The organism is Caballeronia sp. LZ034LL, from assembly GCF_031451215.1.
In the GTDB taxonomy this organism is placed as follows: Bacteria; Pseudomonadota; Gammaproteobacteria; order Burkholderiales; family Burkholderiaceae; genus Caballeronia.
Genome location: NZ_JARUXR010000001.1, coordinates 26,744 through 45,722, shown reverse-complemented (window position 1 = coordinate 45,722; position 18,979 = coordinate 26,744). Strand labels below are relative to the sequence as shown.

Sequence of the window (18,979 nt, the reverse complement as noted above, 5' to 3'; positions counted from 1 at the left end):
GGCGCGAGTGTACGGAGCGGGCTGTCGGGTGGCAAGCGAGCCGATGATACGGCCGTTTGGGCGTCGCCTGCCCGCCACGCGCCCGCCCGCTCAGGCGTGCTGCAACGTGAACACGGCCACCGCGTGCTTCAGCTGCTCGGCCTGATCGGCCATCGCGCCGGCGGCCGCGGCGGCCTCTTCGACCAGCGCCGCGTTCTGCTGCGTCACCTGGTCCATCTGCGCGACGGCCAGGTTGACCTGCTCGATGCCCGAACTCTGCTCGTGCGACGCCGACGAAATCTGCGCCATGATGTCCGTCACGCGCTGCACGGCGTGGGTGACTTCAGCCATCGTCGTGCCGGCGCGTTCGGCGAGCGCCGCGCCGCTGTCGACACGCGCCGTGGACGCCTCGATCAGCTCCTTGATTTCCTTCGCCGAGGTCGCGCTGCGCTGCGCGAGCGCCCGCACTTCGCCCGCGACCACCGCGAAGCCGCGCCCTTCCTCTCCGGCGCGCGCCGCTTCCACCGCCGCGTTCAGCGGGAGGATATTGGTCTGGAACGCAATGCCCTCGATCACGCCGATGATGTCCGTCATGCGCCTGGACCCGGCGGCCAGTTCGCGCATGGTGCCGGCCACGTCGCCGACGAGTTCGCTGCCGCGTGCCGAGATGTCGGATGCGCCGCGAGCGAGACCGCTGGCTTCGTCCGCGTGATCGGCGTTCTGGCGCACCGTCTGCGTGAGCTGCTCCATGCTCGACGCCGTTTCCGCGAGCGACGCCGCCTGTTCCTCGGTGCGCTGCGACAGATCCGTGTTGCCCTGCGCGATCTCGCGCGACGCATGCAGGATCGAATCGCTCGAATGACGAATTCCGCCGACGATGTCCGCCAGCTTTGTGCTCATGTTGCCGAGGCTCGCGAGCATGCTGCGCTCGTCGCCGGGACGCGTGGCGACACGCGTGGTCAGGTCGCCGCGCGCGATGCGGTCGGCGATGTCCGCCGCATAGCCGGGCTCGCCGCCGAGCTGCGCCGCCAGGCGCCGGCCGATCAGCACCGCGAGCAACGCGCCCGCGGCCATCGCGCCGATCACCAGCGCCAACATAACGGCGCGCATCGTCTCGTACTCCGACGCCGCATGCTGGCGCGCTTCGGTCGCGCGCTTGCGCTTGAAGTCGGCGAGCTGCTCCAGCGAAGCGCGCGCTTTCTCGCTCGACGCGATCGCGCGGCCAATGAGGCCCATCTGGTCGACGTCGATCGGCAGGGGCTTTTTGCCCATCTGCATCAGCACGATGTCCTCCCACGCCGACACCGACTGATGCGCGGCATCGTAGAGCGCCGTGCCTTCGGCGGAGAGAATCGTCGGGCGCACGCGTTCGAAGGCGCGGTGCATGTCGTCGAGCGACGTCGACATGCCTTCCTTGAGTTTGGTCTTGCCGGCGTCGTCGGCGAAAGTCAGGTTCGCGGCGGCGAGGTCCGTGTCGAGCTTGTGCTTGTTGATTTCCTCGACCCAATACAGCCCGTCCAGTTGACGTTCGCCGATGTCGCCGATCAACCCGTTCATCTTCGCGAGCGACACCACGCCGGTGGCGCCCACGCATGCAGTGAACAGGATCACCACGGCGAATGACAGCAACAGCTTGTTGAGCACGGACAGGCGGTCAAACCATTTCATCGATGTCTCCTCTTGCACGCTCCACGGACGGCGTCCATGGACAGCGCAGCGCGAACGCCGGTCCGCGCACAGCGTGGTTACGGCTGGGCGTCGGACGTTCTTGAGCGTGTATGCAGGAGATAACGCGGGCGAAATACGCGCTGGAAGGCGCCTGTAATCAAGTGACCCAGCAGCAGGGATTTCAGGCAGCTGCGATCTGATCGCAGCGGTTAAGTCGAGGCCTTCCCTTGATTAAGAGTTCTCTGATAGGGAGGGGGAAACGCGGCACGTATGCTGTTTGTGCGCGTGTGTCGATGTTCGTGCACGAAGTTGGCACATTCCGTTCGCGCATGGTGTCGTTGCAACTCTCCGATTCCCGCCCATGGCTTCCCCAGCTTGGGCGTTTTTTTTTGAGCGGTCGGTTCGCGCTTTGACTGTGGCGTGAGACCGCCACAGTCTTGCCCTCCAAACCGCTTACTGCCGTACCGGCTTCTTCGCCAGCTTGCGCTGCAGCGTGCGCCGATGCATGTTGAGCGCGCGTGCCGTCGCGGAGATGTTGCCGTTGTTCTCGGCCAGCGCCCGCTGGATGTGCTCCCATTCGAGCCGCGCCACAGACAGCAGCGTCGGATTCTCGATGGCTTCCTCGGCCGTCTGCTCGCTGGCCTGCTCGTGAAGCGCCGCGAGAATCGTTTCGACGTTTGCCGGCTTCGCCAGATAGTTGTCCGCACCGTCCTTCACGGCCTGCACCGCCGTCGCGATGCTCGCGTAACCGGTCAGCACGAGAATGCGCGCGTCGGGTTGCAGATCGCGCAGCGGCGCCACCAGCCGCAGGCCGGAATCGTTGCCGAGATGCAGGTCCACCGTGATCTGCCCGAACTTGTGCTGGTTCGCGAGCTTCAGCGCTTCGTCCGCGTCGTGCGCCTGATGCGCGGTGTAGCCGCGCCGCGTCAGCCCGCGGGCGAGGATGCCGGCAAAGACTTCGTCGTCGTCGATGATCAGAAAGTTGGTATCGCTCATGCTGTTTTCTCCGTGATTCACCCGTAGCGTCCCGATTCGAGTTCAGGCCGCCTTGCTTCGTTCAGTTCGTCCCGCCTGCGCCGCCGCGCCGCGATTCGGCAGGCGCAGCACCGCGCGCGTGCCGTGCGGCTCGCCATCGTGCAGTTCGATCGATCCGCCCAGCCGCGCCGCCGCCGCGAACGCCAGATACAGGCCGACGCCATGTCCGCCCTGCGTGCTGTCCACCGGCGCCGCGCCGAGCGCCACGCGCAACGCGGGCGGAATGCCGGGGCCGCGATCGGCGACGTCGAAACGCACGCACGGCGCGGCATCGATGGTTTCGGCGCTCGCCTGCAAGGTCACCGATTCGCTGCTCGCGCGCGCCGCGTTGTCGAGCAGGATGGTGAGGATCTGGCCGACGGCCACCGGGTCGTCGATCGACGCCTCCGCCGGCGCTGCGCCAACCTGCGCGAACTTCACCTGCGGATGCCGCAGCCGCCATTGCTCGATGAAGCTGGCGAGCCACTCGTCCAGCGCCTGGCGGCTGGACGGTCCGGTCGCGCGGCTGCGCAGGCGCGCGAGCGCCGACGTGCACAGCGCCATCTGCTGTTCGAGCAGTTCGAAATCTGCGGCGTAGGGCGCGAGGTTGCGGTCGTGGGCGGCGGAATCGCGCAGTTCCTCGGACAGCATCGCGATGGTCGACAGCGGCGTGCCCATTTCGTGCGCCACCGTGGCGGCCTGGACGCCGAGCGCCACGGCCCGTTCGTCGCGCAAGTGGCGCTGCTGGGCATCGGCGAGGGCGGCGTCGCGCACGCGCAGCGCCCGCGACATGCGCGCGACGAACCAGCCGATCAGCCCGACGCTCACCATGAAATTGACCCACAGCCCCATGCGGAAGTAGTCGAACAGGTTGGCCGGGTTCTCGATATTGAGCGGCACGTAGTTGTAGCTGAGCAGCGCGTAGCAGGCGACGGCGAACAGCGCGAGGCAGGTCATCATGACCCACGGCAGGATCGCGGCGGCAATCGCCAGCGACGGCAGATAGAGCGTGACGAACGGATTAGTCGCGCCGCCCGAGAGAAACAGCAGGGCGGAGAGCGCGCCGAGATCGACGCACATCTGCCCGAACAGCTCCATGTTGGTTTCCGGCCGCGCCCGCGAGACCCGCAGCCACGTGAGGCCGTTGAACACCATTTCGAGCGCGATGACGAGCAGCATGGCCGGCAGCGGCAGTTTCGCGCCGTAGAAGATCTGCACGACGGCGATGCTCGTCAGCTGGCCGATGATCGCGAGCGAGCGAAGCCAGAAGAGATGACCGAGATTGACCCGTCCGGTGGTGGTTATGCGATGCATCTGATTGAGTATCCGTCGACGCGTGGCGGAACGCCGGGCGCTGACGCGCGCCCTGGCGACATTATCCCGCTTGCATCAGGCTTGCAGCGGCATCTGGCGCGATTTGTCGCACCCGGGCGGCACGGCATGCGTTCTGCTAACCGGGAAGACCGGCACGCTCGATCGCAGCCGCAAGACACGACGGACACAGGCACGTAGCGCCCGCCTGCAGCCGGTCGGGCGGCAGTGCCGGAAGCGCCGCGCACCAGCAGGCCGTGTCGCCGGCCAGCACGCCGCAGCGGAACGCCGCGCCACACAGGGCGCAGGTCTGTGCGCCGGCCGGCGTGACTGGCGGCGCCTGCGCGGCGATCTTTTCGGAAGCCATGTTCATCATCTCGTCACGGTTCTGCCTGAACGATGATCGCATGCCCGGCAGCCCGCCGGAGACGCTGAGGCGGCACGCGGCAATTCGTCCTGCTGCGTCGCGTCAGTCCTGTACAATTCCGCGTGTTTAAACGCTCCTCGCCTCATTTGCCGCCATGTCCGAGCTTCCCGACCTCACGCAAATCGCCCCGACCCTGAAGGCCGAAATCCTGGCCGAGGCGCTGCCCTACATCCGTCAGTATCACGGCAAGACGGTCGTGATCAAATACGGCGGCAACGCCATGACCGAGGAACGTCTCAAGCAGGGCTTCGCGCGCGACGTGATCCTGCTGAAGCTGGTCGGCATCAATCCGGTGATCGTGCACGGCGGCGGTCCGCAGATCGACCAGGCGCTGAAGAAGATCGGCAAGCAGGGCACCTTCATCCAGGGCATGCGCGTCACGGATGAAGAAACCATGGAAGTGGTCGAATGGGTGCTCGGCGGCGAAGTGCAGCAGGACATCGTCACGCTGATCAATCACTTCGGCGGACACGCGGTGGGCCTGACCGGCAAGGACGGCGCCCTGATCCATGCACGCAAGCTGATGATGCCGGATCGCGATAATCCGGGCCAGTTCATCGACATCGGCCAGGTGGGCGAAGTCGAGGCGATCAACCCGGCCGTCGTGAAGGCGCTCCAGGACGACGCGTTCATTCCGGTCATCTCGCCCATCGGCTTCGGCGAAGACGGCCTCTCGTACAACATTAACGCGGACCTCGTCGCGGGCAAGCTCGCCGTCGTGCTCAACGCCGAAAAGCTCGTCATGATGACGAACATCCCCGGCGTGATGGACAAGGAAGGCAACCTGCTCACGGACCTGTCCGCACGCGAGATCGACTCGCTGTTCGCGGACGGCACCATCTCCGGCGGCATGCTGCCGAAGATCTCCTCCGCGCTCGACGCCGCGAAGAGCGGCGTGCGCTCGGTGCACATCATCGACGGCCGTATCGAACATTCGGTGCTGCTCGAAATCCTGACCGAACAGCCGTTCGGCACGATGATCCGCTCGCATTGAGCCGCACCGCATCCCTCCCGACGCCCGCCCCCGCGCGGGCGTTTTCTTTGGCGCCCGGCACCCCACCATGACCCCGCAACGTCCCGCTCGCCGTCGTCACGTGAAAACGCGCGGCCCCGTCTGGCTCTTCGACCTCGACAACACGCTCCATCACGCTTCGCACGCCATCTTTCCGGCGATCAACCGCGGCATGACGCAGTACATCATCGACCGGCTGGGCGTGGACATCGACGAAGCCAACCGGCTGCGCGTCGGCTACACGGTGCGCTACGGCGCGACGCTGCTGGGTCTCGTCAAGCATCATGGCGTCGATCCCGCCGACTTCCTGCGCGTGGTGCACACCTTCCCCGACCTGCCTTCGATGGTGCGCGCCGAGCGCGGCCTCACGCGCATGCTGCGCGCGTTGCCCGGCCGCAAGATCGTGCTCACCAACGCGCCGACGCTCTATGCGCGCGCGGTCATGGCGGAACTGGGCATCGGCCGGCTGTTCGAGCGCGTGATCGCCATCGAGGACATGCGCGAAGGCGAGCGCTGGCGCGCCAAGCCCGACGCGACGATGCTGCGCCGGGAAATGCGCCGCGCCCACGTGCATCTGCGCGACGCGATCCTGGTCGAGGACACGCGCGGCCATCTGAAGAGTTACCGGCGGCTCGGCATCCGCACGGTGTGGATCGTCGGGCACCTGCCGGTGGCGAAGACCTCGAGCGGCGGTTTGTCGACGCGCCTGCCGGGCATCGGACGGCCGCATTACGTGGACCGCACGGTGCGTTCGCTGCGCGCACTGACGCTCGGCATGCGCAACGGCGCGATGCGCTGAACGGGACTCATGGGCCCAAGCGCCGCCCCGGCGGCCTTATGACGTTTTCCGCTATACTTCCTCGCTAACGAGATTTCTCGTATCACTCACACGCGCCGATTTGCTGACTCGATTGCGGGCGCGCGAACCTCACAGGGCATCATCGCGAGGTTCACTATAAATGCGGCTAAAGAGGTCGTCAGCCGCGCACGCTTTCCCCCGCGCATCGCCGACACCCGTTTAGCCGCTCGAACAAGGCGGAATGAATGGAATCGATCGGCATCGTCACGCCCCAGACCCTGCGCTTCACCGAGCCGCTTGCCATGCAGAACGGCTCGTCGCTCGCCGACTATGAACTGGTCGTCGAAACCTATGGCGAACTCAACGCCGCGCGCTCGAATGCCGTGCTCGTGTGTCATGCGCTCAATGCCTCGCATCACGTCGCGGGCGTGTATGCCGGCGAGCCGAAGAACGTCGGCTGGTGGGACAACATGGTCGGGCCGGGCAAACCGCTCGACACGAACCGCTTCTTCGTCATCGGCGTGAACAATCTCGGCTCGTGCTTCGGCTCGACCGGCCCGATGAGCCTCGATCACGCCACCGGCAAACCCTACGGCGCGCGCTTTCCGGTCATCACCGTAGAAGACTGGGTGCATGCGCAGGCCCGCGTGGCCGACCGCTTCGGCATCGAGCGTTTCGCGGCCGTGATGGGCGGCAGTCTCGGTGGCATGCAGGCGATGGCGTGGAGCATGATGTATCCGGAGCGGCTCGGGCATTGCATCGTCGTGGCTTCGACGCCGAAGCTCTCCGCGCAGAACATCGCGTTCAACGAAACAGCGCGCTCCGCGATCCTCTCCGATCCCGACTTCCACGGCGGCGACTACTACGCGCACGACGTGAAGCCGCGCCGCGGCCTGAGAGTCGCACGCATGATCGGCCACATCACCTATCTCTCCGACGACGACATGGCCGTGAAATTCGGCCGCGCGCTGCGGCGAGCCGAAGGTGCGCTCGACGCCTACAACTTCAACTTCGACGTCGAGTTCGAAGTGGAGTCGTATCTGCGCTATCAGGCGGACAAGTTCGCGGAATACTTCGACGCGAACACCTATCTGCTGATCACACGCGCGCTGGATTATTTCGATCCCGCGAAGGCTTTCGATGGCGATCTCACAAAGGCGCTGGCCAACACGCAGGCCAAGTACCTCGTCACGAGCTTCACGACCGACTGGCGTTTTGCGCCGGCGCGCTCGCGCGAGATCGTCAAGGCGCTGCTCGACAACAAGCGCACGGTGAGCTACGCCGAAATCGACGCGCCGCACGGCCACGACGCCTTCCTGCTCGACGACGCGCGCTATCACAACCTGATGCGCGCCTATTACGAGCGCATTGCCACGGAGATCGGCGCATGAACCAGAACACACTCGATTCGCTCGCGCTGCGCTCGGATTTTCGCGCCATCGCGCGCTGGGTGGAGCCGCGCTCCACCGTGCTCGATCTCGGCTGTGGCGACGGCTCGTTGCTCTCGCTGCTTGGCGAGGAACTCGACGTGACGGGCTATGGCATCGAGATCAACGATGCCGGCGTGCTCGCGTGCGCGCAGAAGGGCGTGAACGTGATCCAGCAGAATCTCGAAGACGGCCTGCGGCTCTTCGAGGACGACAGCTTCGACTTCGCGGTCCTCTCGCAGACCTTGCAGACCATTCACCAGACGGCCGCGATCCTGCGTGAAACGGTGCGCGTCGGGCGTCAATGCATCGTGTCGTTTCCGAATTTCGGTTACTGGCAGCACCGGCTTTCGGTGCTGCAGGGACGCATGCCGGTGTCGCGCTCGCTGCCCTATCAATGGCACAACACGCCGAATGTGCGCGTGCTGACCATCGAGGACTTCGAGGCGCTGGCGCCGGAAGTGGGCATCGAGATCCTGGATCGCGTGGTGCTGCATGGCGGGCAGGTGGTCCGTTGGGGCGCGAACTGGCGTGGTAGTCTTGCGGTCTATCGCGTGAAGCGCCGGTAAAAGCCGCCGGTGCGCTCACGCATCGACCACTGCCCGACCACGACATGCCCGATACGCCACACGAGGCGCCCGCTCTAACCGCTCACGAAGAACATCCAGGCTGGCGCGCGTTTCTCAACACGCGCATCCTCATCTGCGTCTTTCTCGGCTTCACGTCCGGATTGCCGCTGTTCACGCTGTTCAGCCTGTTGCAGGCCTGGCTCACCACCGCTCACGTCAATGTGAAGGAGATCGGCCTGTTCGCGCTGATCGGTCTGCCGTACACGTGGAAGTTCGTCTGGTCGCCGCTGATGGACCGCTTCGTCCCGCGCTTTCCGGGCTGGCGTCCGGGCCGGCGGCGCGGCTGGATGTTCGTCACGCAAGTGCTCGTCATGCTGGCGATCGGCTCGTTCGGGTTCTTCTCGCCGGAACAGAACATCTGGTCCGTCGCGGCAGTGGCCGCGCTGGTGGCGTTCTTCGGCGCGAGCCAGGACATCGTCATCGATGCCTACCGGCGCGAACTGCTCGCCGACACCGAGCAAGGCCTCGGCAATGCTGTTCATGTCAACGCCTACAAGGTCGCGGGGCTGGTGCCCGGCTCGCTGTCGCTGATCCTCGCGGGTTTCCTGCCGTGGAAGACCGTGTTCATCATCACCGCCGCGTTCATGCTGCCGGGGCTCATCATGACGCTCGTCGTCAAGGAGCCACAGATCCACGGCACGCCGCCAAAGAGCCTGCGCGAAGCGATCGTCGAGCCGTTTCACGAATTCGTCACGCGCGACGGCTGGCGCGCCGCCCTGCTCGTGCTCGGCTTCATCTTCCTGTACAAGCTCGGCGACACCATGGCGACTGCGCTCGCCACCAAGTTCTTTCTCGACATCGGCTTCTCGCTCACGCAGATCGGCGTGATCGCCAAGGCGGTCGCGTTCTGGGCGAGCATCGCGGGCGGCCTGCTCGGCGGCATTGCGCTGGTGAAGATCGGCATCGCGCGCGGGCTGTGGATCTTCGGCGCATTGCAGATCGTCGCGACGCTCGGCTTCGCGTGGCTCGCGAAGATCGGTCCTTCGCCGCTGGCGCTCGCCGTGCTGTACGGCTTCGAAACCTTCGCGACCGGACTCACGCTCGCCACCTTCACCGCGTACATTGCGAGCACCACGGACCCGCGCTACACCGCGACGCAATTCGCGCTTTTCACGAGCCTCGCGGCCGTGCCGCGCACCTTTGCCGCGGCGGGCAGCGGCTATCTCGTGAGCGAGGCCGGCTGGTTTCCGTACTTCCTGATCTGCGTCGCGCTGTCGCTGCCGGGCATGTTACTGTTGCCCAAAATCGCGCCCTGGAGAACTCAACGATGATGGTGTCTTACTCGCGCCGAGCCTTGCTTTGCGTACTGGCATGGGCGAGCTGCGCGCCCATGTCCGCGCACGCTCAGGACGAGAAGAGCGTGCCGGCGCCGTACACCGCGCCGAACAACCAGATTCGTTTCGGCAATACCGCACTGTTTCGCAATCTGATTCCGCCCGCGACGCTCGAAGCACAATCCGCGCAGGAATACGCGCAGGTCATCCACGACGCCCAGCGTGACAAGACGCTTCTGCCGGACACGAATCCGCTGGTCAAGCGCGTGCGCGACATCGCAAATCACGAAATTCCGTTCGCGCTCAAGTGGAACGACCGCGCGAAGAACTGGAAGTGGGAAATCAACGTCATCAAGTCGTCCGACGAGCGCATGGTGTGTCTGCCGGGCGGCAAGATCATCGTGTATAGCGGGCTGATCGACAGGCTTCATCTGAACGACAACGAGATCGGCATGATGATCGGCCACGACATCGCCCACGCGCTGCGCGAGCACGCGCGCGAGCGGCTCGGCAGGCAGCAGGCCGCGCAACTGGGCGCAGGATCGATGCCGCAGTATCTGGGTCTGTCGAACTATGGGTCGCAGCAGCCGGATATCGGCGACCAGCTGATGTCGATGCGCTATTCCCCCGCCGATGAAACCGAAGCCGATGTGATCGGCAGCGAGATTGCATCGCGCGCGGGCTACGATCCGCGCGCGGCCGTCACACTGTGGAACAAGATCGATACCGGCACGCGCCGCAGCGACGACGGCTTCATCTGGCTGCATCCCTACGGGCCGGACCGCAGGCAGGATCTGCTCAAGCGCATGCCGGACATGATGCCGCTGTATGCGAAGGCGGTCGGCAAGACCATCGACCAGTTGCCGAACTATGCGGGGCTGGGGCGGTTCAAGAAGTCCGGCCGCTGAGCGCCGCCGAGCCCCCCCGCACTACTTCTTCTTGCCCAGCTTCCAGTCGTAATCGACGGTCAGCGGCGCGTGATCGCTGAACTTGATGTCGCGGAAGACCGAGGTCTGCTTCGCCGTGGCGGCCACTTCCTGCGTCGCGATCTGATAGTCGATACGCCACCCGACGTTCTTCGCATACGCCTGGCCGCGATTGCTCCACCACGTGTACTGCTCGGGGCGCGTGTCGAGCGTGCGGAACACATCGACATAGCCGACGTCGTCGAAGAGCTTCGTGAGCCACGCACGCTCTTCGGGCAGGCAGCCTGAATTCTTCTGGTTGCTCTTCCAGTTTTTGATGTCGATTTCCTTGTGGACGATGTTCACGTCGCCGCACACGATCACTTCGCGCTCTTGCGAAAGCGCGGTGAGATGCGGCATGAACTCGTCCATGAAACGATACTTCGCCTGCTGGCGCTCGTCGCCGCTGGAGCCGGACGGCACGTACACGGAGACGACCGAGAGCTTGCCGAAGCGCGCTTCCACATAGCGCCCTTCCGGATCGAATTCCGCCGAGCCGAAGCCGATGATCACGTCATCCGGTTCATGGCGCGTGTACAGGCCCGCGCCGCTGTAGCCCTTCTTCTCCGCATGCTGGAAGTAGCCTTGAAAGCCGTGCGGCGCGAGGAATTCCGGCGTCAGGTCGTCCTGCGAGCACTTGATTTCCTGCACGCACACGACGTCGGATTTCTGCTCGCCGAACCAGTCGAAAAAGCCTTTCTTCGCGGCCGAACGGATGCCGTTGAGATTGGCGGTGATCACGCGGAACATACGCTTCCTTTATTTGAGTTTGTTTCCTGGGCTCGGCTCACTCGACCTTCACGCCCTTCAGCGATTCCTTCGCCGCCGGGAATTCCAGCTTCATGCCCTGCATCGTGCGCAGCAGCAGTTCCGCCACCATCAGGTTGCGATGCGTCTTCGAGTCGGCCGGAATGATGTACCACGGCGCTTCTTCCGTCGAGGTCGCGCCGAGCGCGGCGGCGTAGGCGTCCTGATACGCGTCCCATTGCTTGCGCGCTTCGAGGTCGGAAACGTCGAACTTCCAGTGCTTGGTCGGATCGTCGATGCGCGCCTGCAGCCGTTCGCGCTGCTCGTCCTTCGAAATATGCAGGAAGCATTTCACGATGGTCGTGCCGCTGTCCGCGAGCAGCGCCTCGAAGTCGCGCATATGGCGATAACGGCGCTCGCATTCGTCGGCGTCGATGGTCTTCAGCACGCGTGGCACGAGCACGTCTTCGTAGTGGCTGCGGTTGAAGACCGCGAACTCGCCGGCCATCGGCGCCTGCGCATGGACGCGCCACAGGAAGTCGTGCGCGGCTTCGCGTTCCGACGGCGCGCGAAACGGCACGATGCGCAAGCCGAGCGGATCGACGTCGTGGAACACCGCGCGCACGGTGCCGTCCTTGCCGCTCGTGTCCATGCCTTGCAACACGAGCAGCACACGTTGACGACGCTGCGCGTGGAGCTTTTCCTGCAAGTCGTCGAGCTGCGCGCCGATCGCCGCGAGCCGCTCGCGGTCCGCGTCCTTCGAGCCGAGCGAAAACGGCTTCGCGGCGGGATCGACCGCGCTCAGGTCGAAGGGCTTCAGCTTCTTGTCCGCGTCGAAGAAAGGGATGCGGAAGTCGTCCAGTTCAGGTTTCTTTGCCATGTCTGTTCTTTGGCGTCGCCAATGAAAACGGGCTGCGGCCAGGCTTAACCGGCAGCAGCCCGTTCATGCGTGATTCGGAGGCTCAGGATAGCTTCTTCTTCAGCAATTCGTTGACTTGCTGTGGGTTGGCTTTGCCCTTTGTCGCCTTCATCGCCTGGCCGATCAGCGCGTTGAACGCCTTTTCCTTGCCGGCGCGGTATTCCTCGACCGACTTCTGGTTCGCCGCAAGCACGTCGTCGATGATCGCTCCGAGCGCGCCGGTGTCCGATATCTGCTTCAGCCCCTTCGCCTCGATGATGCGGTCCGCCGCGCCTTCGTCGGTGGCCTTCTCTTCCCAGATCGACAGGAAGATGTCCTTGCCGATCTTGTTCGAGATGGTGCCGTCCGCGATGCGCTGAATGATCAGCGCCAGTTGCGCGCTCGACACCGGCGACTCGCCGATCTCCAGCGACTCGCGGTTCAGCTGGGCCGACACATCGCCCATGATCCAGTTCGCGGCGATCTTCGCCTGGCTCGCGCCGGCCTTCTGCACGAGCGCCTCGAAGTACGACGCCATCGCCTTCGATGCCGTCAGCACGCCCGCGTCGTACGGCGTGAGGCCGTAGGATTCAACGAAACGCTGCTGCATGCCCGCCGGCAGCTCCGGCATCTCGCCCTTCACGCGGTCGATCCACGACGCGTCGATCACCAGCGGCATCAGGTCCGGGTCCGGGAAATAGCGGTAATCGTGCGCGTCTTCCTTGCTGCGCATCGAGCGCGTTTCGCGCTTGTCCGGGTCGTACAGACGCGTCTCCTGGACCACCGTGCCGCCGTCCTCGATCAGTTCGATCTGGCGGCGCACTTCATACTGGATGGCTTCTTCGAGAAAGCGGAACGAGTTCAGGTTCTTGATCTCGGCGCGCGTGCCGAACTCGGCTTGGCCCACCGGCCGGACCGAGACGTTCGCGTCGCAGCGGAACGAGCCTTCCTGCATGTTGCCGTCGCAGATGCCGAGCCACATCACTAGACCGTGCAGCGCCTTCGCATACGCGACCGCTTCCGCGGCGCTGCGCATTTCGGGTTCGGTGACGATCTCGAGCAGCGGCGTGCCCGCGCGGTTCAGGTCGATGCCCGTCATGCCCGCGAAGTCTTCGTGCAGCGACTTGCCCGCGTCCTCTTCCAGATGCGCGCGCGTCAGGTTGACGGTCTTCGAATAGGCTTCCTTGCCGGCCTTTTCGTTGGCCGGAACCTGGATGGTGAGTTGTCCGCCCTGCACGACCGGAATCTCGTACTGGCTGATCTGATAGCCCTTCGGCAGGTCCGGATAGAAGTAGTTCTTGCGCGCAAAGACGCTGCGCGGCGCGATGTGCGCGCCGATGGCGAGGCCGAAGCGGATCGCGCGCTCCACGGCGCCGCGGTTCATCACCGGCAGCACGCCGGGCAGCGCGAGATCGACGGGGCTGGCCTGCGTATTCGGCGCCGCGCCGAACTGCGTGGCCGTGCCGGAAAAAATCTTGGAGACGGTGGAAAGCTGCGCGTGCGTTTCCAGACCGATGACGACTTCCCACTGCATGATCAGACTCCCGCTGCCGATGGTGCCTTACGGTGCCAGTCGGTCGCGCGCTGATACGCGTCGGCGACCTGGAGCATCCGGGCTTCGTTGAAATAGTTGCCGATGATCTGCAGGCCGACCGGGCGCTGCGCGTTCGCGCCCGCGCCGAAGCCGCACGGCACGCTCATGCCGGGCAGGCCCGCGAGACTCACGGACAGCGTGTAGATATCGGCGAGATACATCTGCACGGGATCGTCGGCCTTTTCGCCGAGATTCCACGCCACCGACGGCGCCACCGGCCCCATGATGACGTCGCACTTCGTGAACGCTTCCTGGAAGTCGCGCGCGATGATGCGGCGGATCTTCTGCGCCTGCAGGTAGTACGCGTCGTAGTAGCCATGCGACAGCACGTAGGCGCCCACCAGGATGCGGCGCTTCACTTCCGGCCCGAAGCCTTCGGCGCGCGACTTCTTGTACATGTCGAGCAGGTCGCGGTAATCGGCCGCGCGATGCCCGTAGCGCACGCCATCGAAACGCGACAGGTTCGACGACGCTTCCGCCGGCGCGATGATGTAGTACACGGGAATGGAGAGCTCGGTCTTCGGCAGCGAGACGTCGACGAGCGTGGCGCCGAGCGCTTCGTATTGCTTCAGCGCGGCGTCAATGGAGGCGCGCACGTCGTCGGCCAGGCCCGCGCCGAAATACTCTTTCGGCAAGCCGATGCGCAGGCCCTTGAGCGGCTGGCTCGCATCGTCCGAACCGTTCCAGCTCGTGCCGAGATGGCGCGTGTAGTCCTCGGTCTCGCGTTCGAGGCTGGTGGAATCGCGTTCGTCGAAGCCGGACATCGCGTTGAGCAGGAGCGCGCAGTCGGCGGCGCTCTGCGCCATCGGGCCGCCCTGATCCAGCGAGGACGCGAACGCGATCATGCCGTAGCGCGACACGCGGCCATAGGTGGGCTTGATGCCGGTGATGCCCGAGAACGACGCGGGCTGGCGGATGGAGCCGCCGGTATCGGTGCCGGTTGCGGCGGGCGCGAGACGCGCGGCCACGGCCGCCGCCGAGCCGCCCGACGAGCCGCCCGGCACGGCCTTCGTGTCCCACGGGTTCTTGACCGCGCCGAAGTACGAGTTCTCGTTCGACGAGCCCATCGCGAACTCGTCCATGTTGGTCTTGCCGAGCGTGACCATGCCGGCCTGCATCAGGCGCGCGACCACGGTGGCGTCGAACGGGCTCGCGTAGTTTTCCAGCATGCGCGAGCCGGCCGTGGACGCCCAGCCGCGCGTGACGAACACGTCCTTGTGCGCCACCGGCACGCCGGTCAGCGCGCCGGCATTGCCCTGGGCGATGAGCGCGTCGGCGGCCTTCGCCTGTTCGAGCGTGAGTTCGCGATCCACGCCGATGAACGCATTCAGGTCCTTCGCGGCCTCGATGCGCTGCAGATACGTTTGCGCCAGCTCGACTGCGGAGATGTCCTTCGAGTCGAGCGCGGCGCGCAATTCGGTCAAGCTTTTTTGATGCATTGCAGTTCCCTGATGGGCGCGGTCCTGGTGTGGCCGCGCGCGATGTCGCTGTGTCGCCCAGTCCGGCGCAGGGCGCCGGCGGCCGATGACTTATTCGATCACCTTGGGCACGAGATACAGGCCGTCCTGCACGGCAGGCGCGGAACGCTGGAACTCTTGGCGATCAACGCGCTCTGAGACAGCGTCGTCGCGCAGACGCAGCGCGACTTCCTCGATCTGTTCGATCGGATGCGCGAGCGGTTCGATGCCGGTCGTATCGACGGCCTGCATCTGCTCGACGAGGCCGAAGAAGTCATTGAGCCGCGCGAGTGTGGGTTCGGCTTCGTGGTCGGGCAGTTCGAGCCGCGCCAGATGCGCGATGCGTTTTACGTCGGTCAGGGTCAAAGACATGGGATCACCGGAGAAAAGCGTGGACAGCCCCAGTTGCGAAAACTCTAGCTGCGTCAGCCAGTTACGAATCTGGAAGGAGCCCTCGGAAGCAGGCTTTGGGATGACGGCGGATGCCATCCATTTCCTGTAGATGCCCCCAAATTATAAGGTATCATTACACGTTCGACTCACCTCTGGATCGGCCTGTCAGCGGCTTTCTCCCTGGATTCGTCCCTTGCGAGAAACGTTTGCATCGGACCATCCGTTCTGCGGTAGATTTTCTCCCGGTTTTGCAGCTTGCGGCGTCGGTTCGCCGCCCCGCAAACCGTTACTTTTCCGCTGCCGTTTCCGGCGCTCCGAGCGACGAACGGCCATCCCCAGCGAGACAGGATTTTTGAATGTTCGGTTTTTTGCGCAGCTATTTCTCCAACGACCTGGCGATTGACCTCGGCACCGCCAACACGCTGATCTACATGCGCGGCAAAGGCATCGTCCTCGACGAGCCCTCGGTCGTTTCCATTCGCCAGGAAGGCGGTCCCAACGGCAAGAAGACCATCCAGGCGGTCGGCAAGGAAGCCAAGCAGATGCTCGGCAAGGTGCCCGGCAACATCGAAGCCATCCGGCCGATGAAGGACGGCGTGATCGCCGACTTCACCGTCACCGAGCAGATGATCAAGCAGTTCATCAAGACCGCGCACGAATCCCGCATGTTCTCGCCGTCGCCGCGCATCATCATCTGCGTGCCGTGCGGCTCCACCCAGGTCGAGCGCCGCGCCATCAAGGAAGCCGCGCACGGCGCCGGCGCCTCCCAGGTGTACCTGATCGAAGAACCCATGGCCGCGGCCATCGGCGCGGGCCTGCCCGTGTCGGAAGCCACCGGCTCCATGGTCGTCGACATCGGCGGCGGCACGACGGAAGTCGGCGTCATCTCGCTGGGCGGCATCGTGTACAAGGGCTCGGTGCGCGTGGGCGGCGACAAGTTCGACGAAGCCATCGTCAACTACATCCGCCGCAACTACGGCATGCTGATCGGCGAACAAACCGCCGAAGCCATCAAGAAGGAAATCGGTTCGGCCTTCCCCGGCTCCGAAGTCAAGGAAATGGAAGTCAAGGGCCGCAACCTCTCGGAAGGCATTCCGCGCAGCTTCACTATTTCGAGCAATGAAATTCTCGAAGCGCTGACGGATCCGCTGAACCAGATCGTGTCGTCGGTGAAGATCGCGCTGGAACAGACGCCGCCGGAACTCGGCGCGGACATCGCCGAGCGCGGCATGATGCTGACGGGCGGCGGCGCCCTCCTGCGCGACCTCGACCGCCTGCTCGCCGAGGAAACCGGCCTGCCGGTGCTCGTCGCCGAAGACCCGCTGACCTGCGTGGTGCGCGGCTCGGGCATGGCGCTCGAGCGCATGGACAAGCTCGGCAGCATCTTCTCCTACGAGTAAGCTGCTCCGTGCCGCTCCGTGGCAGCGCCGCAACGCCCGCTGATACCCGCGCGGACACCCGTCCGCGGACAATCTGCGCGGCCTCCGGCACGGCCACTACAATGTCCCGCGTAACGCGACGCGAACACGGCCCGGCAGGCGTCCGGGCCGTTGTCGAACCCGCGTAGGGCAGGCCCCGCTTCGAGCGGCCAAGCCTGCAGCATCGATCCATCCGTTCACGCCCTCGGCGCCGACCATGGAATACAGTCCGCCGCCCCTTTTCAAGCAAGGCCCTTCCGCGCTCGCGCGCCTGATCTTCTTTGTGGTCCTCGCGATCGCATTGCTCGTCTCGGACGCGCGTTTCAGCACGCTGGAAATCGTGCGCGGCATGCTCGGCGCGGGTCTCTATCCGCTGCAGCGCGCCGCGCTCGTGCCGCGCGACATCTTCATGGGCGCGGCGGATCTCGCCGTGACCAGCGCCACGCTGCGCAGCGAGAACAAGAAGCTCGCCGACAAGAACCTCGAACTCTCCGTGAAGGCCGGCGACGCGGCGCAACTCGCCGTCGAGAACGCGCATCTGCGCGCGCTGCTGAACCTGCAGTCGCGTGCCTCGACCGACGAAACCCCCGCCGAGATCCAGTACGACACGCGCGATCCCTTCACGCAGAAGGTCGTGATCGGCAAGGGTTCGCAGCAGAACATCCAGGACGGCGCGCCGGTGGTCACTGAAGACGGCGTGATCGGTCAGGTGACGCGCGTGTTCCCGTTGCAGTCGGAAGTCACCTTGCTCACGGACAAGGATCAGGCCGTGCCGGTGCAGATCGCCCGCACGGGCTTGCGCAGCGTCATCTACGGCACGCCGAAGGGCGACACGCTCGACCTGCGCTTCGTGCCCATCAGCGCCGACGTGCAAGCCGGCGACGACCTCGTGACCAGCGGCCTCGACGGCATCTATCCGCCGGGGCTGCCGGTCGCGAAGGTGCTGCGCGTCGACAAGCAGGCCGACACGGCGTTCGCACGCGTGGTCTGCGTGCCGGTGGCGGCGGTGCGCGGCGCGCGCCAGCTGCTCGTGCTGCACTACAACCGTAACGAGCCGCCGAATCCGGTCGAAGTGGAAGCCGCGGCGGCCGCCAAGGAAGCGAAGGAAAACAAGGGCAAGAAGAAGCCCGCGGCAAAATCGGCGGCGGCGGCGGCGGTGGCAGCCGGGGCCAGCGGCGCATCGGCGCCGGCGGCGGGCTCCGCGCCCGCAGCGGCGGATAAACCCGCCGAGAAGCCGGCTGAAAAACCCGTGGCGAAGGCCGCCGCGCCGAAGGCGGCATCGACTCCGGCGGCGCGGCCGTCGAAGAAAGCGCACATGCCCAAGCCCGCGTCATCGGGAGCCGCGCGATGAACCGCCCGCAATACATCCTGCAACCGGTCAATCCGTACTTCATCACCTTCAGCCTGGCCGCCGCCTTCCTGCTGAACCTGATGCCGTGGGGACGCCTGATCGGCGTGCCGGACTTCGTCGCGCTCGTGCTGTTGTTCTGGAACGTGCATCAGCCGCGCAAGGTCGGCATGGGCATCGCATTCATGCTGGGCATCCTGATGGACGTCCACAACGCCAACCTGCTGGGCGAGCACGCGCTCGCCTACACGCTGCTGTCCTACGGCGCGATCACCATTCACCGCCGCGTGCTGTGGATGGCGCTGCCGGTGCAGATGTTCGTCGTGGCGCCTTTGCTGGTCGGCGCGCATCTGGTGCCGTTCGTGATCCGCCTGATGACGGGCGCCGCCTTTCCGGGCTGGAGCTATCTGATCAACGGGTTCGTGGAAGCGCTGCTGTGGCCGGTCGCGAGCTTCTTCCTGCTGATGCCGCAGCGCCGCGCCGCCGATCCGGACGACACCCGCCCGATCTGACCCGGCCCTCCGCCGCAATCGAGCGCCAGCCGATGCAGCGCCCGCGCGCGGACTACACTTGAATCGCGAGACCCGAGCGAAACAAATCGCACGAGAAGCACACGAGA

18 protein-coding genes are annotated in these 18,979 nt (G+C 65.3%); 9 read left to right on the top strand and 9 right to left on the bottom strand.

The window, feature by feature from the left end; all coding sequences use genetic code 11:
• Window positions 1-90: 90 nt before the first annotated feature.
• From QCE83_RS00210 to QCE83_RS00195, 4 genes are all read right to left on the bottom strand, one after another.
• Window positions 91-1,647: a methyl-accepting chemotaxis protein gene (locus tag QCE83_RS00210; protein ID WP_309806956.1), complete on the bottom strand. Its 1,557-nt coding sequence runs from the start codon at window positions 1,645-1,647 to the stop codon at window positions 91-93.
• Between the two features lie 453 nt (window positions 1,648-2,100).
• A complete protein-coding gene (locus QCE83_RS00205; protein ID WP_309806955.1) occupies window positions 2,101-2,643 on the bottom strand; it encodes a response regulator transcription factor in 543 nt (180 codons plus the stop codon).
• 42 nt (window positions 2,644-2,685) lie between these two features.
• The gene (locus QCE83_RS00200; RefSeq protein ID WP_309806953.1) at window positions 2,686-3,975 is read right to left on the bottom strand and encodes an ATP-binding protein; all 1,290 of its coding nucleotides are present in this window, start codon (window positions 3,973-3,975) and stop codon (window positions 2,686-2,688) included.
• 136 nt (window positions 3,976-4,111) lie between these two features.
• Window positions 4,112-4,339: a cysteine-rich CWC family protein gene (locus QCE83_RS00195; protein ID WP_309806952.1), complete on the bottom strand. Its 228-nt coding sequence runs from the start codon at window positions 4,337-4,339 to the stop codon at window positions 4,112-4,114.
• Between the two features lie 154 nt (window positions 4,340-4,493).
• Between QCE83_RS00195 and argB the strand changes: the two genes are divergently transcribed.
• The 6 genes from argB to QCE83_RS00165 all read left to right on the top strand — a co-directional run bounded on the left by argB (window position 4,494) and on the right by QCE83_RS00165 (window position 10,448).
• Window positions 4,494-5,393 carry an acetylglutamate kinase gene (gene argB / locus QCE83_RS00190; protein WP_309806951.1) on the top strand — a complete coding sequence of 300 codons (900 nt, stop codon included), beginning with the start codon at window positions 4,494-4,496 and terminating at the stop codon, window positions 5,391-5,393.
• Between the two features lie 67 nt (window positions 5,394-5,460).
• On the top strand, window positions 5,461-6,210 hold the full coding sequence (locus QCE83_RS00185) for a pyrimidine 5'-nucleotidase (protein WP_309806950.1): 750 nt from the start codon (window positions 5,461-5,463) through the stop codon (window positions 6,208-6,210).
• A 245-nt stretch (window positions 6,211-6,455) separates the two neighbouring features.
• The gene (locus QCE83_RS00180) at window positions 6,456-7,601 is read left to right on the top strand and encodes a homoserine O-acetyltransferase (RefSeq protein ID WP_309806949.1); all 1,146 of its coding nucleotides are present in this window, start codon (window positions 6,456-6,458) and stop codon (window positions 7,599-7,601) included.
• Window positions 7,598-8,206, top strand: coding sequence for a methionine biosynthesis protein MetW (gene metW, locus QCE83_RS00175; protein WP_309806948.1), 609 nt, complete (start codon window positions 7,598-7,600; stop codon window positions 8,204-8,206). The genes QCE83_RS00180 and metW overlap by 4 nt, the downstream gene beginning before the upstream one ends.
• 44 nt (window positions 8,207-8,250) lie before the next feature.
• Window positions 8,251-9,537 carry an AmpG family muropeptide MFS transporter gene (locus tag QCE83_RS00170; protein ID WP_309806947.1) on the top strand — a complete coding sequence of 429 codons (1,287 nt, stop codon included), beginning with the start codon at window positions 8,251-8,253 and terminating at the stop codon, window positions 9,535-9,537.
• A gap of 59 nt (window positions 9,538-9,596) precedes the next feature.
• The gene (locus QCE83_RS00165; RefSeq protein WP_309806946.1) at window positions 9,597-10,448 is read left to right on the top strand and encodes a M48 family metallopeptidase; all 852 of its coding nucleotides are present in this window, start codon (window positions 9,597-9,599) and stop codon (window positions 10,446-10,448) included.
• A 21-nt stretch (window positions 10,449-10,469) separates the two neighbouring features.
• Here QCE83_RS00165 and QCE83_RS00160 read toward each other — a convergent pair whose 3' ends face one another.
• The 5 genes from QCE83_RS00160 to gatC all read right to left on the bottom strand — a co-directional run bounded on the left by QCE83_RS00160 (window position 10,470) and on the right by gatC (window position 15,573).
• Window positions 10,470-11,255, bottom strand: coding sequence for an exodeoxyribonuclease III (locus QCE83_RS00160; protein ID WP_309806945.1), 786 nt, complete (start codon window positions 11,253-11,255; stop codon window positions 10,470-10,472).
• A 37-nt stretch (window positions 11,256-11,292) separates the two neighbouring features.
• Window positions 11,293-12,132, bottom strand: a complete 840-nt coding sequence (locus QCE83_RS00155) for a PPK2 family polyphosphate kinase (RefSeq protein WP_309806944.1) — start codon at window positions 12,130-12,132, stop codon at window positions 11,293-11,295.
• Window positions 12,133-12,214: 82 nt separating this feature from the next.
• A complete protein-coding gene (gene gatB / locus QCE83_RS00150) occupies window positions 12,215-13,687 on the bottom strand; it encodes an Asp-tRNA(Asn)/Glu-tRNA(Gln) amidotransferase subunit GatB (RefSeq protein WP_309811308.1) in 1,473 nt (490 codons plus the stop codon).
• Window positions 13,687-15,183: an Asp-tRNA(Asn)/Glu-tRNA(Gln) amidotransferase subunit GatA gene (gatA, locus tag QCE83_RS00145; RefSeq protein ID WP_309806943.1), complete on the bottom strand. Its 1,497-nt coding sequence runs from the start codon at window positions 15,181-15,183 to the stop codon at window positions 13,687-13,689. Before gatA ends, gatB begins: the two co-directional genes overlap by 1 nt.
• 90 nt (window positions 15,184-15,273) lie before the next feature.
• A complete protein-coding gene (gatC, locus tag QCE83_RS00140) occupies window positions 15,274-15,573 on the bottom strand; it encodes an Asp-tRNA(Asn)/Glu-tRNA(Gln) amidotransferase subunit GatC (RefSeq protein WP_309811305.1) in 300 nt (99 codons plus the stop codon).
• 377 nt (window positions 15,574-15,950) lie between these two features.
• On the opposite strand from gatC, the gene QCE83_RS00135 reads away from it, so the two are divergent.
• The 3 genes from QCE83_RS00135 to mreD all read left to right on the top strand — a co-directional run bounded on the left by QCE83_RS00135 (window position 15,951) and on the right by mreD (window position 18,872).
• Entirely contained in the window at window positions 15,951-16,994 is a 1,044-nt protein-coding gene (locus tag QCE83_RS00135) for a rod shape-determining protein (protein ID WP_004189550.1), read from the top strand.
• Between the two features lie 235 nt (window positions 16,995-17,229).
• Complete coding sequence (gene mreC, locus QCE83_RS00130; protein ID WP_309806942.1) at window positions 17,230-18,363, top strand: rod shape-determining protein MreC; 1,134 nt, start codon at window positions 17,230-17,232, stop codon at window positions 18,361-18,363.
• Window positions 18,360-18,872: a rod shape-determining protein MreD gene (gene mreD, locus QCE83_RS00125; RefSeq protein WP_309806941.1), complete on the top strand. Its 513-nt coding sequence runs from the start codon at window positions 18,360-18,362 to the stop codon at window positions 18,870-18,872. Before mreC ends, mreD begins: the two co-directional genes overlap by 4 nt.
• Window positions 18,873-18,979: the final 107 nt, after the last annotated feature.

Bases quoted from the DNA above. Each gene is read 5' to 3' on its own strand.
- QCE83_RS00210 (WP_309806956.1), bottom strand. From the start codon at position 1,647: ATGAAATGGTTTGACCGCCTGTCCGTGCTCAACAAGCTGTTGCTGTCA.
- QCE83_RS00205 (WP_309806955.1), bottom strand. From the start codon at position 2,643: ATGAGCGATACCAACTTTCTGATCATCGACGACGACGAAGTCTTTGCC.
- QCE83_RS00200 (WP_309806953.1), bottom strand. From the start codon at position 3,975: ATGCATCGCATAACCACCACCGGACGGGTCAATCTCGGTCATCTCTTC.
- QCE83_RS00195 (WP_309806952.1), bottom strand. From the start codon at position 4,339: ATGGCTTCCGAAAAGATCGCCGCGCAGGCGCCGCCAGTCACGCCGGCC.
- argB (WP_309806951.1), top strand. From the start codon at position 4,494: ATGTCCGAGCTTCCCGACCTCACGCAAATCGCCCCGACCCTGAAGGCC.
- QCE83_RS00185 (WP_309806950.1), top strand. From the start codon at position 5,461: ATGACCCCGCAACGTCCCGCTCGCCGTCGTCACGTGAAAACGCGCGGC.
- QCE83_RS00180 (WP_309806949.1), top strand. From the start codon at position 6,456: ATGGAATCGATCGGCATCGTCACGCCCCAGACCCTGCGCTTCACCGAG.
- metW (WP_309806948.1), top strand. From the start codon at position 7,598: ATGAACCAGAACACACTCGATTCGCTCGCGCTGCGCTCGGATTTTCGC.
- QCE83_RS00170 (WP_309806947.1), top strand. From the start codon at position 8,251: ATGCCCGATACGCCACACGAGGCGCCCGCTCTAACCGCTCACGAAGAA.
- QCE83_RS00165 (WP_309806946.1), top strand. From the start codon at position 9,597: ATGTCCGCGCACGCTCAGGACGAGAAGAGCGTGCCGGCGCCGTACACC.
- QCE83_RS00160 (WP_309806945.1), bottom strand. From the start codon at position 11,255: ATGTTCCGCGTGATCACCGCCAATCTCAACGGCATCCGTTCGGCCGCG.
- QCE83_RS00155 (WP_309806944.1), bottom strand. From the start codon at position 12,132: ATGGCAAAGAAACCTGAACTGGACGACTTCCGCATCCCTTTCTTCGAC.
- gatA (WP_309806943.1), bottom strand. From the start codon at position 15,183: ATGCATCAAAAAAGCTTGACCGAATTGCGCGCCGCGCTCGACTCGAAG.
- gatC (WP_309811305.1), bottom strand. From the start codon at position 15,573: ATGTCTTTGACCCTGACCGACGTAAAACGCATCGCGCATCTGGCGCGG.
- QCE83_RS00135 (WP_004189550.1), top strand. From the start codon at position 15,951: ATGTTCGGTTTTTTGCGCAGCTATTTCTCCAACGACCTGGCGATTGAC.
- mreC (WP_309806942.1), top strand. From the start codon at position 17,230: ATGGAATACAGTCCGCCGCCCCTTTTCAAGCAAGGCCCTTCCGCGCTC.
- mreD (WP_309806941.1), top strand. From the start codon at position 18,360: ATGAACCGCCCGCAATACATCCTGCAACCGGTCAATCCGTACTTCATC.